At 68.6% G+C, this 17141-nt stretch carries 15 protein-coding genes; 6 read left to right on the top strand and 9 right to left on the bottom strand.

What is annotated here, in order from left to right:
• Positions 1 to 14: 14 nt before the first annotated feature.
• From FNF32_RS07940 to FNF32_RS07920, 5 genes are read right to left on the bottom strand one after another with little or no spacing between them, the layout of a single operon-like run.
• Positions 15 to 998, bottom strand: a complete 984-nt coding sequence (locus tag FNF32_RS07940) for a branched-chain amino acid ABC transporter permease (RefSeq protein ID WP_131673441.1) — start codon at positions 996 to 998, stop codon at positions 15 to 17.
• Between the two features lie 3 nt (positions 999 to 1001).
• Complete coding sequence (locus tag FNF32_RS07935; RefSeq protein ID WP_131673440.1) at positions 1002 to 1607, bottom strand: hypothetical protein; 606 nt, start codon at positions 1605 to 1607, stop codon at positions 1002 to 1004.
• On the bottom strand, positions 1600 to 2418 hold the full coding sequence (locus FNF32_RS07930) for an ABC transporter ATP-binding protein (RefSeq protein WP_185961895.1): 819 nt from the start codon (positions 2416 to 2418) through the stop codon (positions 1600 to 1602). Before FNF32_RS07930 ends, FNF32_RS07935 begins: the two co-directional genes overlap by 8 nt.
• Positions 2419 to 2429: 11 nt before the next feature.
• A complete protein-coding gene (locus FNF32_RS07925; RefSeq protein WP_131673438.1) occupies positions 2430 to 2969 on the bottom strand; it encodes a hypothetical protein in 540 nt (179 codons plus the stop codon).
• On the bottom strand, positions 2966 to 4960 hold the full coding sequence (locus FNF32_RS07920) for an AMP-binding protein (RefSeq protein ID WP_131673437.1): 1995 nt from the start codon (positions 4958 to 4960) through the stop codon (positions 2966 to 2968). Before FNF32_RS07920 ends, FNF32_RS07925 begins: the two co-directional genes overlap by 4 nt.
• Positions 4961 to 5106: 146 nt before the next feature.
• On the opposite strand from FNF32_RS07920, the gene FNF32_RS07915 reads away from it, so the two are divergent.
• From FNF32_RS07915 to FNF32_RS07905, 3 genes are all read left to right on the top strand, one after another.
• Positions 5107 to 6981 carry a PAS-domain containing protein gene (locus FNF32_RS07915; RefSeq protein WP_131673436.1) on the top strand — a complete coding sequence of 625 codons (1875 nt, stop codon included), beginning with the start codon at positions 5107 to 5109 and terminating at the stop codon, positions 6979 to 6981.
• A complete protein-coding gene (locus FNF32_RS07910; RefSeq protein ID WP_131673435.1) occupies positions 6971 to 7681 on the top strand; it encodes a response regulator transcription factor in 711 nt (236 codons plus the stop codon). The genes FNF32_RS07915 and FNF32_RS07910 overlap by 11 nt, the downstream gene beginning before the upstream one ends.
• 112 nt (positions 7682 to 7793) lie before the next feature.
• On the top strand, positions 7794 to 9446 hold the full coding sequence (locus FNF32_RS07905; RefSeq protein ID WP_246087740.1) for a long-chain fatty acid--CoA ligase: 1653 nt from the start codon (positions 7794 to 7796) through the stop codon (positions 9444 to 9446).
• 79 nt (positions 9447 to 9525) lie between these two features.
• Here the strand turns inward: FNF32_RS07905 and FNF32_RS07900 are convergent, their stop codons facing one another.
• Positions 9526 to 10980, bottom strand: coding sequence for an aldehyde dehydrogenase family protein (locus FNF32_RS07900; protein WP_131673434.1), 1455 nt, complete (start codon positions 10978 to 10980; stop codon positions 9526 to 9528).
• 171 nt (positions 10981 to 11151) lie between these two features.
• On the opposite strand from FNF32_RS07900, the gene FNF32_RS07895 reads away from it, so the two are divergent.
• Together FNF32_RS07895 and FNF32_RS07890 are read left to right on the top strand one after the other, a co-directional pair.
• Entirely contained in the window at positions 11152 to 11811 is a 660-nt protein-coding gene (locus tag FNF32_RS07895) for a peroxiredoxin (RefSeq protein WP_131673433.1), read from the top strand.
• Between the two features lie 57 nt (positions 11812 to 11868).
• Positions 11869 to 12897 carry a polysaccharide pyruvyl transferase family protein gene (locus FNF32_RS07890; RefSeq protein WP_131673432.1) on the top strand — a complete coding sequence of 343 codons (1029 nt, stop codon included), beginning with the start codon at positions 11869 to 11871 and terminating at the stop codon, positions 12895 to 12897.
• Between the two features lie 84 nt (positions 12898 to 12981).
• On the opposite strand, the gene pnp is transcribed toward FNF32_RS07890, so the two are convergent.
• On the bottom strand, positions 12982 to 15123 hold the full coding sequence (pnp, locus tag FNF32_RS07885) for a polyribonucleotide nucleotidyltransferase (RefSeq protein ID WP_131673431.1): 2142 nt from the start codon (positions 15121 to 15123) through the stop codon (positions 12982 to 12984).
• Positions 15124 to 15391: 268 nt separating this feature from the next.
• Here pnp and FNF32_RS07880 point away from each other — a divergent pair, with 268 nt between their 5' ends.
• A complete protein-coding gene (locus FNF32_RS07880; RefSeq protein WP_131673430.1) occupies positions 15392 to 15757 on the top strand; it encodes a hypothetical protein in 366 nt (121 codons plus the stop codon).
• Positions 15758 to 15818: 61 nt separating this feature from the next.
• Here FNF32_RS07880 and FNF32_RS07875 read toward each other — a convergent pair whose 3' ends face one another.
• Positions 15819 to 16538, bottom strand: coding sequence for a hypothetical protein (locus FNF32_RS07875; protein WP_131673429.1), 720 nt, complete (start codon positions 16536 to 16538; stop codon positions 15819 to 15821).
• A 177-nt stretch (positions 16539 to 16715) separates the two neighbouring features.
• Positions 16716 to 16985 carry a 30S ribosomal protein S15 gene (gene rpsO / locus FNF32_RS07870; protein WP_131673428.1) on the bottom strand — a complete coding sequence of 90 codons (270 nt, stop codon included), beginning with the start codon at positions 16983 to 16985 and terminating at the stop codon, positions 16716 to 16718.
• Positions 16986 to 17141 lie beyond the last annotated feature (156 nt).

The raw sequence follows: 17141 nt of genomic DNA, 5'->3' as shown, positions 1-17141 counted from the left end.
CGCAGCCACGTCCGTCACACCCGCTCGATGATGCGTTCGCCGAACAGGCCCTGCGGCCGGAACACGAGGAAGCCGAGCGCGAGGACATAGGCGAACCACGTTTCCGTCGCGCCGCCGATCATGGGTCCGACGAAGTATTCAAACAGCTTCTCGCCCACCCCGATGATGAGCCCGCCGACGATCGCGCCGGGGATCGAGGTGAAGCCGCCCAGCATCAGCACCGGCAGCGCCTTGAGCGCGATCAGGCTGAGCGAGAACTGCACGCCCGACTTGGTGCCCCACATGATGCCCGCGACCAGCGCGACGAAGCCCGCGATCGACCACACCATGATCCACACGAACTTGAGCGAGATCCCCACCGACAGCGCAGCCTGGTGATCGTCGGCCACCGCCCGCATGGCGCGGCCCTGCTTGGTGTACTGGCTGAACGCGACCAGTGCCGCGACGAGGGCGGTCGCGATGATCGCGGCCCAGATGTCCAGCCGGTCGATGAAGAAGCCGTAGCCGGTCAGCCGGGCCGTCAGCGCCTCGGCCGCGTCGGAAATCCCCTGCGGCAACCCCACGTCCAGCGTCTTGACGTCGGCGCCCCACATCACGTCGCCCAGCCCCTCAAGGAAATAGGCCAGCCCCAGCGTCGCCATGAACAGGATGATCGGCTCTTGCCCGACGAGATGCTGCAGCACGAGCTTCTGGATCGCGATCGCCAGCAGCACCATCACGCCCGCCGTCAGCGCGATGGCGAGGACCGCGGGCACGTTCCAGCCGAAGTTGCTGACATGCATCCCCGTCAGAGCGTTGATGAGATGCGCGAACGGCACCTGCCCCTGCTGGATGCCGACCAACGTCATGGCCGCGAACAGCGCCATCACACCTTGCGCGTAGTTGAACACGCCCGAGGCCTTGTAGATCAGCACGAAGCCCAGCGCGACGAGCGCGTACATGACCCCGGTCATCAGCCCGTTCACGACGATTTCCGAGACGTAGAGAAGCTGTTCCATGGTCTATTCCTGTCCGCAGGTCACCGGGCCGGCCTGCTGGTCGAAGCAGCTGGCCGGGACGCCCTCGGGGTTCATTTCGAACGCCCAGATCGCGGACGCGGGTTCCAGATCGCCCCTGGCGGGAAAGCGGTAGAAGGCCATCGGCCCGGCCTTTGTCAGGATCACGGACCGGCGGGCGTCGGTGATCATCATCCGCCCCGGCGCGTAGGTTTCCGACATCCGCGACACGAAGGCGTCGAACGGCTGGCCGGCCGCCTCGTCCGACAGCCCCTGCGCGATCGCGACGCAGAAATCGTCCACGCGGGGACCGGCGAAGAAGACATGGGGGTTCTTCGACCGGAATATCGGCTGGTCGCCGCCAAGCTGCGCCGCGTCGGCCAGGCGGGCGCGCAGCGTCTCGTCCGCAAGGTCGTCCGGGCCGGGGCTTTCGGGCAGCAGCGGCGGCTTGCCTGCGGCCATGGGCGCCACGCAGGTTTCGTCAACGACCTGCAACGCGGCATCGGCGCTGTCACCGCCGGCGGTCAGGCGGTCAAGCCAGTTCGCCTGCGCGGGCCCCGCGGCCAGCGCCAGCGCGGCGGCCGACAGGATGGCGAGGAACCGCTCAGTCATGCGCCACCCCCAGATAGGCGTCGATCACGGCCTGGTTGTTGCGGACCTCGGAGGGCGTGCCGTCGCCGATCTTGCGGCCGTAATCCATCACCACGACCCGGTCGGACAGGTCCATGACCACGCCCATGTCGTGTTCGATCAGCGCAATGGTGGTGCCGAACTCGTCGTTCACGTCGAGGATGAAGCGGCTCATGTCCTCTTTCTCCTCGACGTTCATCCCGGCCATCGGCTCGTCGAGCAGCAGAAGCGACGGCTCGGCCGCCAGCGCGCGGGCAAGTTCCACCCGCTTCTTCAGCCCATAGGGCAGGCGGCCGACGGGCGTCTTGCGGAGGTTCTGGATTTCCAGGAAGTCGATGATCCGCTCCACCCGCTCGCGGTGCAGGATCTCCTCGCGCTCTGCCGACCCCCACCACAGCGCCTGGGCGACAAGGCCGCTTTTCATCATCGTCAGGCGGCCGGTCATGATGTTGTCCAGCACGGTCATCCCGTCGAACAGCGCGATGTTCTGGAACGTCCGCGCGATGCCCTGCCGCGCGACCTGATAGGGCCGCAGCGCCGGGCGGCGCTTGCCGCGGAACCAGACCTCGCCTTCCTGCGGGACGTAAAAGCCCGAGATGACGTTCAGCATCGACGACTTGCCGGCGCCGTTCGGGCCGATGATGGCGCGGATCTCGCCCTCGCGGATGTCGAAGCTGATGTCCTTGATCGCGGTGACGCCGCCGAAGCGCAGCGTGATGTTGCGAAGGTCCATCATCACGCCGCCGATCCTGCGGCCGTCGGCGGTGGTGTAGGGTTCGAGGTCTGCGGTCATCGAGTGCTCGTTCATTTGCAGGCCTCGTGCCGGGTCAGGGGAACGTCGCTTTCGGCCACCACCAGATGCTGAGATTCGGGAGCGCCCGGGATCCGGATCACGAAGCTGATGACGCCGATCAGATTGCCTTTCGGCGTGTGACCCGCGGACTCGAAGATCCTGTTTGAGTGGAGTCCTTCGGTATCGCACGGCGCGGCAAGCTGCTTGAACTGCATGTCGCCCATCCGTGTCCCAAGCAGGTGGTTGACCGCATCCGCCTGCGACTGCATGTCGATCTCGTGGCTCAACCCGCACGAACTGACCCCGGATTCCAGGGTTTGCAGCCGCAGGTCGACGCCGGGGATCACGTCCGAAACGTCGTGCTGGCTGCCCGGAGTGCCTACCGCCGGTGCGCCGGACGCGATTTTCACGCCGGTCGCATCGGCGGGCTGGCCCGCCATCAACGGCGTCAGGCAACGCTCGTCCAGCAGGTCGATCAGCGTAGCCGCGTCGGTCGCAGCCGCGGCCGGCCCGGCCGCGAGCAGGCCGGCAAGAAACGCAGCCCGCATCATTCCGCCGCCACCTTCTGTGCCGCGGCCTGCATGGCGGCGTCGCGGGCAGCCGGGTGCACCCGGGCATCCTCGATCCGCACGGTGGCGCGCAGCTTGCCCTTGCGGCCGTCCTCGTAGGTGACTTCGGTTTCCGTCCGTACGCTGTCGCGGCCATCATACAACGCGTCGATCAGGTCGGCGTAGCGTTCCGAGATGACGCCGCGCTTGATCTTGCGGGTGCGGGTCATCTCGCCGTCGTCGGCGTCGAGTTCCTTGTGCAGGACAAGGAAGCGCGCGATCTGGCAGCCCGACAGCATCGGGTCCTGCGCGACCGAGGCGTTCACCTCTTCCACATGCTGGCGGATGGTCGCGTAGACCTGCGGGTGGCCCGCCAGTTCCTGGTAGGAGGCGTAGGCGATGTTGTTGCGTTCCGCCCAGTTGCCGACCGCGGTCAGGTCGATGTTGATGAGCGCGGTGCAGTAATCGCGGCCGTTCCCGACCACCACCGCTTCCAGGATGTTGGGATAGAATTTCAGCTTGTTTTCGACATACTTGGGGGCGAACAGCGACCCGTCGGCCATCTTGCCCACGTCCTTGGCGCGGTCGATGATCCGCAGGTGCCCGGTCGCTTCCTCGAAGAAGCCCGCGTCGCCGGTGGCGACCCAGCCCTCGGCGTCCTTGGTGGACGCGGTGCTTTCGGCGTTCCGGTAGTATTCGACGAAGGTGCCGGGGCTGCGGTACAGCACCTCGCCCGAGTCCGAGATGCGGACCTCGACGCCGGGCGAGGGCACCCCCACCGTGTCGGACCGGACCTGCCCGTCGGGCTGCTGGGTGATGAACACCGTGGCCTCGGTCTGGCCGTAGAGCTGCTTCAGGTTGATCCCGAGGCTGCGGTAGAAGTCGAAGATTTCCGGGCCGATCGCCTCACCGGCCGTATAGCCGACGCGGATGCGGGAAAAGCCCAGCGTGTTCTTCAGCGGGCCGATCACGAACAGCCGCGCGGCGGCGTAGCCCAGCCGGTCCAGCGGGCCGACGGAGCGGCCGTCAAGCAGAGCGGGACCGACGCGGCGGGCAAGCGCCATCGAGCGGTCGAACAGCCACTTCTTGACGCGGCCCGCGTCCTCCATCCGGATCATGACGCTGGTCAGCTGCCCCTCGAACACGCGCGGCGGGGCGAAGAAATAGGTCGGGCCGATCTCGCGCAGGTCGGTCATCATGGTGTGCGACCCCTCGGGGCAGTTCACGCAGAACCCGCACCACGACGCCTGTCCGACCGAAAAGATGAAGTCGCCGACCCATGCCATCGGCAGGTAGGCCAGGATGTCCTCGCTGGCCTTGAGCCTGTCGAAGGCGGACGAGTTGCGCGCCGTCTCGATGACGTTGCCGTTCGACAGGACGACGCCCTTGGGTTTCCCCGTGGTCCCCGAGGTGTACAGCATCACGCAGGTGCTGTCGTAGTCGAGTTCCGCGATCCGCGCGTCCAGCTCGGCCTCCAGCCTTGCGCGGGCGGCGCGACCCTGCGCCTGCACGTCGGCCAGCGCGGTCATGCGCGAATGGTCGTATTTCCGCATGCCGCGCTTGTCGGTGTAGATGATGCGGTCGACGGTATGCTGGCTTTCCTCGGCCTCGATCACCTTGTCGACCTGTTCCTGGTCGCCGCAGACGACGAAGCGGGCGCCGGAATGGCCAAGGACATACGCCATCTCGGACGCGACCGCGTCCTGATACAGCGGCACCGGGACCGCGCCGCACATCTGCGCGGCGACCATGGACCAGTAATGCGCGGGGCGGTTGCGGCCGATGATGGCAACGTGGTCGCCCCGGTTCAGGCCAAGGTCCAGCAGCCCCAGCGCCAGCGCCCGGATCTCGTCCAGCGACTGGGACCAGGTCCAGCTTTGCCAGATCCCCAGGTCCTTCTCGCGGTAGGCGGGCCGGTCACGGTGGGTCGCGGCGTTCCGGGCGATCAGCGCCGGAATGGACCGCGGGCCCGCGTCGGGCTGCGTCATCTTCATTCTTCCTCCCCCTCCGGCGCGTCGTTCCGCGCCGGGAGCCGCGGGGCTCCTCTTCCCCGTGGCTCGACTGAACCATCACGCCGGAACCTTGCGGTAGTTTTGCGCGAATCCTACAAATTGTTACGACAGGGACATGGCAGGATGGAATGGCGCAGGACGACGGCCACGCTGAGCTGACCCGGTCGGGGCTGAACCTGATCGCGCAGGCGATCTCGATCTTCGACGCCGACCTGCGGCTTGCGGTGGCCAACAGCGGCTACCAGCAGATGTTCGACCTGCCGGAACGGCTGATCCAGCCCGGCGCGAGCTTCGAGGACACGATCGCCTATTTGGTCGCGCGGGGCGAATACGGGCCGCAGGCCGACCCCGAGGCGGCGATCCGTCAGCGCGTCGACCAAGCGAGGCGGTTCGAGCCGCACTACCTTGAGCGCCAGCGGCCGAACGGGCGCACCTTCTCGGTCGAGGGCGCGCCGCTCGCACAAGGCGGCTGGGTCGCTGTCTATACCGACATCACCGACATCAAGCGGACCGAGGCGCTCTTGCGGGCGCGGTCGGCGGAACTGTCGGAGCAACTGCTGGCCTATGCCGAGAACCTGTCGGCCGCGAACCGGGCGCTGGCCGCGTCGAACGCCGCCTTGCAGGAAGCGCAGCGCATCCTGACCCAGGCCGAGGCGCGCACCCGCCACGTGACCGAGATGGTGCCCGCGCACATCGCCCATGTGGACCGCGCCTATCGCTACACGTTTTCCAACAAGCAGATCGGCTCGGTGTTCCTTGGTGCCGACGCCGCCGGGATCGAGGGCCGCACCCCGGTCGAGGTGCTGGGCGAGGAAACCTTTGCCCGCATCCGCCCGCACCTGGAACGGGCGCTGGACGGGCAGCCCCAGACCTTCGAGCTGACGCATCCGCCGTCGGGGCGTCGCATCCGGGTCGCGTTCGCGCCCGACGCGGCGGGGGCCGGGGTCTATGTGCTGTCCGCCGACGTCACGGCCGAGGTCGAAGCGCGCGAGGCGCTGACCCACGCCGCCCGCCGGGCGCTTGCGGCGCAGATGACTTCCGGTCTTGCCCACGACTTCGGCAACCTGATGACGATCATCCTGGGGCTTCAGGGGCGGCTGGAGAAATCGGGCCTGCCGCCCGCCGCCGCCGCCGATGTCAAGGCGACCCGCGCCGCCGCCGAACGCGGGGCCGCGCTTCTCAACCGCATCGCCGCGATCACCGGGCCGCGTTCGCTCACCCCGCAGGCGGTGGACGTGCCCGCGCTGCTCGACGGGCTGGTCACGATGGCGCAGCCGTCGCTGGGGCCGGGGGTCACGCTTCGGCTGTCCTGCGACCTGACCCGAGGGCCGTTGCTGCTGGACCCCGGATCGTTGCAGGATTCGCTTCTGAACCTGCTTCTGAACGCGCGCGACGCGATGGCGGGGCAGGGGCGGATCGACCTTGACGCGCGGGCGGTCAGCAACTGGATCCAGCTGACCGTGACCGACACCGGCCCCGGCTTTTCCGACGCGACGCTCAGCCGCGGGACCGAGCCGTTCTACACCACCAAGGGCGGGCAGGGGGCGGGCCTCGGGCTGTCGATGGTCTATGACCAGACCAAGCTGGCTGGCGGCACGCTGCGGCTGGACAACGTGGCGTCGGGCGGCGCGCGGGTGCAGATCCGCCTGCCGCGGCGGCAGGTCACGCCGCGTATGGCGCTGCTGGTCGATGATGACGACTATGTCCGCGAAAGCGTGCGCGAGATGCTGACCGCGCTGGGCCACAGCGTGATCGAGGCCGGATCGCTTGCCGAGGCACGCGGCCTTGTGGACCTGCCCGGCCTGTCTGTGATCCTGTCGGACCTGCAGCTCGGCGACGGACGCGGGGTCGAGCTTGCCGGATCGAACCTGCCCGTGGTCCTGATGACGGCGCTGCCGTCGGGCCATGCCGAGCGCGCGGGTCTCGACATGCCGGTGCTGACCAAGCCATTCCTGGCGGCCGAGCTAGCGGCACAGATCGAAAGGTTGCCTGTTGACCCGTGACGCCCCCCTGATCGCCATTCTCGACGACGAGCCGGAAATCCGGCGCCTGCTCGCCTCGGCGCTCGAGGATGCGGGCTTTCGCACCGCGTCCTTCGCCCGCGCGACCGAGTTCGAGGCGGGGCTGCGCCGGATGACGCCCGACGCCTGCCTGATCGACCTTGGCCTGCCCGACCGCGACGGGCTGGCGCTGGTCCACCGGCTGGCCACGCAGTCGGGGACGACGGTCATCATCATCTCGGGCCGGGCGCAGGTGCAGGACCGGGTCACGGGGCTGGAGCTGGGGGCCGACGACTATGTCATCAAGCCGTTCGACCCGGCCGAGGTCGTGGCCCGCATCCGCGCCCGCCTGCGCAAACCCGCGCGAGAGGCGGCGCGGGGCGGCCAGAGCGCCCGCTTTGCCGGCTGGACCGCCGATTTCGACCGCTACGCCCTGACCGCGCCGGACGGCACCGACACGCCCATGAGCCACGCGGAATCGGAACTGCTGCGGATCTTCCTCGACAGTCCGCGCCGGCTCATCACCCGCGCGCAGATGCTGGAACAGGTCGGCGGCACCGCGGGCGACAGCTTCGACCGGGCGATGGACGTGCGCGTGTCGCGGCTGCGCACCAAGCTGGGCGAGGACCCCAAGAACCCGCGCCTCATCAAGACGATCTACGGCGCGGGCTACATCTTCCTGTCCGAAGTCGCCTGGAGCTGACCGGCTCCGCGCGCGCCCCGTCGCCCGGTGTGACGCGACGGGGCGGATTGCGTGCGCGGTCCCGGCCCTGCAAACATGGCCGCCATTGAACCGGGGAAGGGGAGGGCCCGTCATGCAGTCCGGCGGAATGATGTATCAACAGCTGTCGATCGCGTCGCTGATCGACCACGCCGCGCGTTATCACGGCGATACCGAAATCGTGTCGGCGGTGACCGAGGGCGGGTTCGAGCGGCTGGACTGGGCGACCGTGGGCGCGAACGCCAGACGCATCGCCTCGGCGCTGGTGCGGCGCGGGATGAAGCCCGGCGACCGGATCGCCACGCTCGCCTGGAACAACCGCCGCCACCTGGAACTGTATTTCGGCGTGCCGGGCGCGGGCATGGTCTGTCACACGATCAACCCGCGCCTGTCGCCCGAGCAGCTGGCCTTCATCGTCGCCGACGCGGGCGACCGGATGCTGTTCGTCGAACGCACCTTCCTGCCGCTGGTCGCGGCGCTGCGCGAGCGACTGCCCTCGATCGAGGCGTTCGTCCTGATGGGCGCGCGCGACGACGAGGCGGCGGCGACGCTGCCGGGCCTTCTGTTCCACGACGACCTTCTGGCCGAGGGCGATCCCGACTTCGCCTGGCCCGAAGTGGACGAAACCGCGCCCTCGTCGCTGTGCTACACCTCGGGGACGACCGGCAATCCCAAGGGCGTGCTTTACACCCACCGCTCGACGATGCTGCACACGATGACCGCCAACCAGCCCGACGGGATGAGCGTCGGCGCGGCCGACACGGTGCTGCCGGTCGTGCCGATGTTCCACGTCAACGCCTGGGGCACGCCTTATGTCGCCGCGATGGCGGGGTCGCGGCTGGTGCTGCCCGGCCCGCGGCTGGACGGGGACAGCCTAGTGCGGCTGATCCAGGACGAGCGCGTGACCTTCGCCGCGGGCGTGCCGACGATCTGGCTGGGCCTGCTGAACGCGCTCGAGGCGCAGGGGGTCGGGCACACCACGCTCAAGCGCACGGTCGTCGGCGGATCGGCCCTGCCGCCGTCGATGCGGCGCGCGTTCCGCGAACGCCACGGGGTTGAACTGGTCCACGCCTGGGGAATGACGGAAACCGGGCCGCTGGGCACCATGAACGCGCCGCTCGCCAAGCACCTGGCGCTGCCGGCCGAGGATCAGGACCGGATCGGCAACGGCCAGGGTAAGCCGATCTACGGGGTCGAGCTGCGGGTGGTGGACGAGAATGGCACGATCCTGCCCAACGACGGCGAGACGCAGGGCCAGTTGCAGATTCGCGGCCACTGGGTGGTGGACCAGTATTTCGCTCAAGGACGGTCGGCGCTTACCGACGACGGCTGGTTCGACACCGGCGACATCGCGACGCTGGACGAGAACGGATACACGATCATCCGCGACCGGTCCAAGGACATCATCAAGTCGGGCGGCGAGTGGATTTCGACCGTGGACCTGGAAAACATCGCGGTCGGCCACCCCAAGGTCGCGAACGCCGCCGCCATCGCCGCGCGGCATCCGAAATGGGACGAGCGCCCGGTCATCTGCGCGATCCCGCGCCCCGGATCGGACCTGACCGAGGCCGAGCTTCTGGCCTTCTACGACGGCAAGCTGCCGCGCTGGCAGGTGCCGGACCGGGTGATCTTCGTCGAAAGCCTGCCGATCGGGGCGACCGGCAAGGTGGTCAAGGCGACGCTGCGCCAACTGCACGGCGACGTGCTGTGGGACGATGCGGTGGCAGGGGAAAACGCGGGCGGGTGACGCCGGCCGATCCTGCGGAACGCAAAAGGGGCGCCGCGTGGCGCCCCTTTCTCGTTTCTGCGTGGCCCCCCGCGTGCGATCACTCGGCGTCCGCGTCCCAGCCGGAAATCTGCTTGGAGTCCATGAACTCCTCGATCCCCCAGACCCCGCCCTCGCGCGCGCGGCCCGACGCCTTGACGCCGCCGAAGGCCGCGCCGCGGCCGCGGCCGACTCCGTTGGTTTCGACCATCCCCGACTTCAGCGCCCGGGCCAGCCGGTTGCGGCGCTTGCCGTCCTGCGTCTGGACGTAGTTCGTGAGGCCATAGATCGTGTCGTTCGCGATCTCGAGCGCCTCTTCCTCGGTGTCGAAGGGGATGATCGACAGCACCGGGCCGAAGATTTCCTGCGTGGCGATTGTCATGTCGGGCGTCACGTCGGCGAACACCGTGGGGCGCACGAAATAGCCGCGGTTGACGCCCTCGGGCAGACCGGGGCCGCCCGCGACCAGCCGCGCGCCCTCGTCGATGCCGGCCTGGATCAACCCCTGGATCTTGTCCCACTGCTGCTTGCTGACGACCGGGCCGATATGCGCCCCCTCGTCATGGGCGCTGGCCACGGCGGTCTTTTCGGCGACCTCGCGCGCAGTCTCGATCGCGGCCTCGTAGGCCGAACGCTCGACCAGCATCCGCGTCGGCGCGTTGCAGGACTGGCCCGAGTTGTAGAAACAGTGCCGCGCGCCTCGCTTCACCGCCTTGTCGTCGGCGTCGGCGAACACGATGTTCGCGCCCTTGCCGCCAAGCTCGAGCGCGACCTTCTTGACGCTGTCGGCGGCGGCCTTGGTGATCGCGATCCCGGCGCGGGTCGAGCCGGTGAAGCTGATCATGTCCACGTCCGGGTGGGTCGAAAGCTGGGTGCCCACGCCTGCGCCGTCGCCGTTCACCAGGTTGAAGACGCCCTTGGGCAGCCCCGCCTCGTCGATCACCTCGGCGAACACCATCGACGAGATGGGCGCGATCTCGGACGGTTTCAGGACGACCGTGTTCCCGGCCAGCAGCGCCGGAATGACCTTGAGCGTGACCTGGTTCATCGGCCAGTTCCACGGCGTGATCAGGCCGACGACGCCGATCGGTTCCCACGCGACCATGCTGGTGGGGGCGTGGTCGCCGAGCGGGCGGATGAACTCGAACTTGCGGAACTCGTCCACGAAGGTCTCGATGTGGAACGACCCCGACCCGGCCTGATCCTCGCGCGACATCGAGGTGGGGGCGCCCATCTCGGACGTGATCGCGTCGCCGATGTCGTTGCTGCGCTTCTGATAGATCTTCAGGATCCGCTCGACATGCGCCAGCCGCTCGGCGGGCGGGGTCGCGGCCCATGCCGGGAACGCGGCCTTGGCGGCGGCGACGGCCCTGTCGGTGTCGGCCTGCGCGCCCAGCGAGATGACGGCGAAGGGTTCCTCGTTCGAGGGGTCGATCACCTCGAGGTCGCTTGCCTGCGCGGGCTCGACCCAGGCGCCGTCGATGTAGAATTTGCGGTAGTCGGCCAGCTCTGTCATGGCGTCTCTCCTCATCGGTTGGGGGGAACGTGTCACCGGCCCCGTGCGACTTCAAGGCGCAGGCGGCGGGTTTTCTGGCGCGGCGGACCGGCAGATCGACCGCGCCTGCCCGGCCTTCCAATCGGCCATGCCGTGGTTATGTTGCACCTGCCCAACCCAGAGGAGGCGCCCATGAGCGTCCGCATCAACGACACGGCCCCCGATTTCACCGCCGAGACGACCGAAGGTCCGATCAGCTTTCACGACTGGATCGGCGACAGCTACGCCATCCTGTTCAGCCACCCGCGCGACTTCACCCCGGTCTGCACGACCGAGTTCAGCGCCGTCGCCCGCCTCGTCCCCGAGTTCGAGAAGCGCAACACCAAGGTCCTTGGCGTGTCCGTGGACAGCACCGACGACCACCGCAAGTGGAAGGCCGACATCGCGCAGGTCGCGGGCGTTCCCGCCAACTTCGCGATCGTGGACGACACCTCGCTGAAAGTCGCCAAGGCCTATGACATGTTCCCGGCCGACGCCTCGCTGCCCGACGAACGGACGCCCGCGCATTCGGCGACGGTGCGGACGGTGTTCCTGATCGGGCCGGACAAGAAGGTGCGGCTGACGATTTCCTATCCGATGTCGGTCGGCCGCAACTTCGCGGAAATCCTGCGCGCGCTCGACGCGGTGCAGGCGACCGACGGCGTCCCGATCGCGACGCCTGCCGACTGGCAGCCGGGCCAGGACGTGATCGCCGCCCTGTCCCTGACCGACGAGCAGGCCGAGGCGAAGTTCGGCCGCGTGGACAAGAAGCTGCCCTATCTGCGCTTCGTGGCCCAGCCCGCACGCGGCTGACGCAACCGCAGTCTCCGGGGCGCATCTGCGCCCCGGACCCCCAAGCCGGAGGTGCGGATGACGACCCCTTCCCAGCCGCGCCACCCCCGCAATCGCCGGGCGCTCGTCACCGGGCACTTCTCGACCGTCGGCGACATAGAGGTGCTGCGGCACGTCGAGACGCGGCTGCGGGCGCTGGGCGTGCCGTTCGAGGTGTCGCCCTATACGCCCGACCTGCTGGGGCTGGAACCAGGCTGGGTCGATGCCGCGACGCTGGACCCCGCGGACTTCACCCATCTGGTCGTCGTCTGCGGCCCTTATGCGCCGAACTATCCGGTCAAGTATCCCCACATCCTCGGCCGGTTCCGCGACTGCGTGCAGGTCGGCGTGAACCTGACCATGGTCGCGCCGCTGGCGGACTGCGATCCGTTCGACGCGCTTCTGGAACGCGACAGCGACCGCACCGTGCGGCCCGACCTCAGCTTCCTGCACGACGCGGGGCGGGTGCCGGTCGTGGGGCTGTGCCTTGTCCGCTCGCAGGGGGAATACGGCGGCCGGCAGCTGCACGATCAGGCCGAGACGCGGCTGCGCGCGCTTCTGGCCCGCGCGGGCGTCGCCGTGGTCGAGCTGGACACGACGCTGCCGCGCGCCAGGAACCACGCGGGCATCGGCAGCGGGGCGGAGTTCGAATCAATCCTGGCCCGGATGGACGCGCTGGTGACCACCCGGCTGCACGGGACCGTGCTGGCGCTGAAGAACGGCGTGCCGGTGCTGGCGGTCGATGCGATCCAGGGCCGCGACAAGGTCACGCGGCAGGCGGAACTGCTGGGCTGGCCGGAAATCCATGCGCTCGACAGCGCCAGCGACGACGCGCTGGATCAGGCTCTCGCCCGCTGCATTGAACCTGCGGCGAAGGACCGGGCCGCCGCAGCCGCCGCGCGGGCGCGGGAGTTGCTTGCCGAATACGACGACGCCTTCGCAGCGGCGATGGACGCCGACGCGCAACCCGATCGCCGGCCCGTGGCGCGGGACCGGCGCGACCGGCTGAGCGCGCTTGCCGCCCGGTATCGCCACTGGAAGCGGCGGCGGTTTCCCAAGCGGTCCTGAACGCCCGCGAGGCAACGAGAAAGGCCCCCGTTTCCGGGGGCCTTTGTTTTCGCGCCGGACCTCGGCCCGGCCAGGATGGACCGCTTACTCGGCGGTCTCTTCTTTGCGCTCGGCGATTTCGGCGCCGGTTTCCTGATCGACCATCTTCATGCCGAGCCGGACCTTGCCGCGATCGTCGAAGCCCAGAAGCTTGACCTTCACTTCCTGGCCTTCCTTCAGGATCTCGTTGGGGTGCTGCAGCCGCTTGCTGGCGATCTGCGACACGTGAACTAGACCGTCACGCTTGCCGAAGAAGTTCACGAACGCGCCGAAGTCGACCAGCTTGACGACCTTGCCGGTGTAAACCTTGCCCTCTTCAGGCTCGGCCACGATCGAATAGATCATGTCATAGGCCTTCTGGATCGAATCGGCGTTGGCCGAGGCGATCTTGATGGTGCCGTCGTCGTTGATGTCGACCTTGGCGCCCGAGGTTTCCACGATCTCGCGGATGACCTTGCCGCCCGAGCCGATCACTTCGCGGATCTTGTCGGTCGGGATCGTCATCGTCTCGATGCGCGGGGCGTGGGCCGAGAACTCGCGGCGGCCTTCCTTAAGCGCCTTCGCCATCTCGCCCAGGATGTGCATCCGGCCTTCCTTGGCTTGCGCCAGGGCCTGCTCCATGATCTCGGGCGTGATGCCCTGGACCTTGATGTCCATCTGCAGCGAGGTGATCCCCGCCTCGGTCCCGGCCACCTTGAAGTCCATGTCGCCCAGGTGATCCTCGTCGCCCAGGATGTCGGTTAGGACCGCCCAGTTGTCGGCGTCTTCCAGGATCAGGCCCATGGCCACGCCCGCGACCGGCGCCTTCAGCGGCACGCCCGCGTCCATCATCGACAGCGACCCGCCGCAGACCGACGCCATCGACGACGAACCGTTGGATTCGGTGATCTCGCTGACGACGCGGATGGTGTAGGGGAAGTCGGTCGGCGCCGGCAGCACCGCCTGCAGCGCGCGCCAGGCAAGCTTCCCGTGGCCGATCTCGCGGCGGCCGGGCGAACCCACGCGGCCCACTTCGCCGACCGAGTAGGGCGGGAAGTTGTAGTGCAGCATGAAGTTCGAGCGGAAGTTGCCGTGCAGCGCGTCGATGATCTGTTCGTCGTCGCCGGTGCCCAGCGTCACGATCGCCAGCGCCTGCGTCTCGCCGCGGGTGAACAGGGCCGAGCCGTGGGTGCGGGGCAGGAAGCCCACTTCGCTGTCGATGGCGCGGACGGTGCGGTTGTCGCGGCCGTCGATCCGGGCGCCGCCGCGGATGATGTCGCCGCGCAGGATGCCCGATTCGAGCTTCTTGAGCGAAGCGCCGAAGTTCGGGTCGTTCAGCTCATCCTCGCTCAGCGCCTCGACGATCCGGGCTTTCACCGCGTCGATGGCGTCGCGCCGCTCGGACTTGTCCTTGATCGCATAGGCGGCGCGCATCCCGTCCTCGCCCAGCGTCTTCACGCGGGCCGACAGGGCCGAGTAGTCGGGCGACTGGAAGTCGAACGGCTCGCTCGCGGCGTCCTCGGCCAGTTCGACGATCAGGTCGATCACCGGCTGCATCTGCTCGTGGCCGAACTTGACCGCGCCCAGCATCTCTTCCTCGGTCAGCTCGTACGCTTCCGATTCGACCATCATCACGGCGTCCCGGGTGCCGGCGATGACGAGGTCCAGCCGCTGCTCGGGGTTCGAGCGCAGGTTGTCCATGTCCTGAACCTCGGGGTTCAGCACGTATTCGCCATTGGCAAAGCCCACGCGCGCGGCGGCGATCGGGCCCATGAACGGCACGCCCGAGATCGTCAGCGCGGCCGACGCGGCGATCATCGCCACGATGTCGGGGTCGTTGACCAGGTCGTGCGACAGCACGGTGCACATCACCAGCACTTCGTTCTTGAAGCCCGGGGCGAACAGCGGGCGGATCGGCCGGTCGATGAGGCGCGAGGTCAGCGTCTCTTTCTCGGTCGGGCGGCCTTCACGCTTGAAGAACCCGCCGGGGATCTTGCCGGCGGCGTAGAATTTTTCCTGGTAGTGGACGGTCAGGGGAAAGAAGTCCTGACCCGGCTTGGGCGCGCGCGCGAACGTCACGTTGGCCATGACGCTGGTCTCGCCCAGCGTGGCGATCACCGATCCGTCCGCCTGGCGGGCAACCTTGCCCGTTTCCAGGGTAAGGGTTTCCGGCCCCCACTGGATCGACTTCTTCACTTCATCAAACATCTGGTTTCCTCTGGGAACGCCCCGGCCCTCCGGTCTTCCCGTGTTGCACGGCGGCCCCATTGCCGCCCGCCCCTATCCTTCGCATGTGCCCCGGGGCCTGGGCGTCACGTCGCAGATTGACGCGCCTTACAGCAAAACCGCCCATTTGGAAAGAAAAGAGAATCGCGTGGATGGCGGGGTGTCGGGGCGGTCACGGCGGGGCTGGCGCGCCCGCGATACGCAGCTAGTCTGCGCCCGGACGACGACCACCTGGACGAGGATTCGAACGATGACCGACCGGACCGAGATCGCGCGGCGCTGGACCGCGATGTGGAACCTTGAACTGCCCGCCGCCGAGATCGTGCGGGCCGACGCCCGGATCCGGTTTGGCCGCCTGCCGGTGGTTCCGCGCGACGAGCCGCTGATCGGCCCGGCGGGATTGCAGGCCGTGGTGGATGCCACCGCCGCGCGGCTGGACGGGCCGGTCTTCGGCATCCACCAGGTCGTGCCGGGTGAAGACGCCGAACTGATGACCGTGCTGTGGTACGTCGAGGCGGCGGCGCTTGACCGCCGTTCGGGGCTGGACCTGTTGCGGGTGGCGGACGGGCTGGTGGCCGAGGCGTGGTCGATCACGGGCGACCTGCCGCTGGACTGACGCGAACGCCCGCGGCTTTCACCACGGGCGTCCGGGTCCGTTCTGCGCCTGTGCGTCTGGGTCACGCGATGGCGATGGTCCGCGGGGTGTTCGCGGCGGTCGCTTGTGCCGCCTGCGGCGCGTTCTGTTCCGCCGCGCGTTCGGCGGCCGTGGGCGCGGTCGTCACCGGCTTTCGTGCCTGGCCGACCGAGGCCACGAGGTCCAGCAGCCGTTCCTGCGCCAGCGCCTTGACGGCCATGGCACGGGCGCGGGCTTCCTCGGCCGGTTCGGCGGGCGGGGGCTCGACTTCGACAACCGGCTGCGCGGCGACGGGCGGGGTGGTCCGCGCCGGGCGGGATACCGGGGCCGGACCGGGTGCCGTGGCGGTGCTGGCGGCCGGTTTGGCGGTCGTTTCGGCAGGCGGGGCGGCGGGCGACGGCGAAGCCGGGGCTTCGGCCGCAACCGGGATGACGGCTGCCGGGGCGGGTTCTTCGGCGACGGCCGCCGGCGCCGTGACGAGCGGCTGCGCGACGGGCGCGGCGGCAGGTTCGACGATTGCGGCAAGGACCGGGACGACGGCCGGGGGTGCGACCGGCGCGGGTTCTTGGACGGCCTGTTGGACTGCCTGCGCGGCGTCGGACAGATCGAACCGCACGGCCGAGTCGCGCGGCGGCGTGACGGGCGCGGGCGGCGTCGCGGCCGGCGCGGACGCCTGCGCCCTGGGCTTGTCGGCCGGGGGCTGGACGGGGATCGGCGGTACGATGGGTGAAAGCAGCTTGCTGACGAGGGAACCGAGTAACATGTCAAAAACTCCGATGGGTGACATGCATCGGATTAGCGCTTCGCCGTTAACAGTCCAGAAATCAGTTTCTTGCATTTTACTTGACGCCCGCCCGATCGCTGCCCGCGAACCAGGGTCGGCGCAAAGAAAAACGCCCGCGGCTTTCGCCACGGGCGCGTCATGCCGCGTTCCGATGGATCAGCGGCGCAGGCCCAGACGGCCGATCAGCGCGCTGTAGCGCGATTCGTCCTTCTTCTTGAGATAGTCCAGCAGCTTGCGGCGCTGCGCGACCATCATCAGAAGCCCGCGACGGGAATGGTTGTCTTTCTTGTGCGCCTTGAAGTGCTCGGTCAGCGTCGCGATGCGCGAGCTGAGGATCGCCACCTGGACCTCGGGCGAGCCGGTGTCGCCTTCCTTGGTGGCGTATTCGCCCATGACGCGGGCTTTTTCTTCGACGGTGATCGACATCGGGATCTCCTGTTGGCGAAAGGGTGATGGCACAGCCCGGGATGTCGTCCAGCGCTGGCCCGTGGAGGGGTCGTCCCCGGGCGCGCCCGAAGGATCGACGGCCTATAGGGGAAGGCGGCGCGGATGGAAAGCGGATTCTGCCGCCCGCAGCCATCG

The organism is Paracoccus marinus, assembly GCF_007018965.1.
GTDB classification, from domain to species: domain Bacteria; phylum Pseudomonadota; class Alphaproteobacteria; order Rhodobacterales; family Rhodobacteraceae; genus Paracoccus; species Paracoccus marinus.
This window is presented reverse-complemented; position numbering and strand designations above follow the sequence as displayed.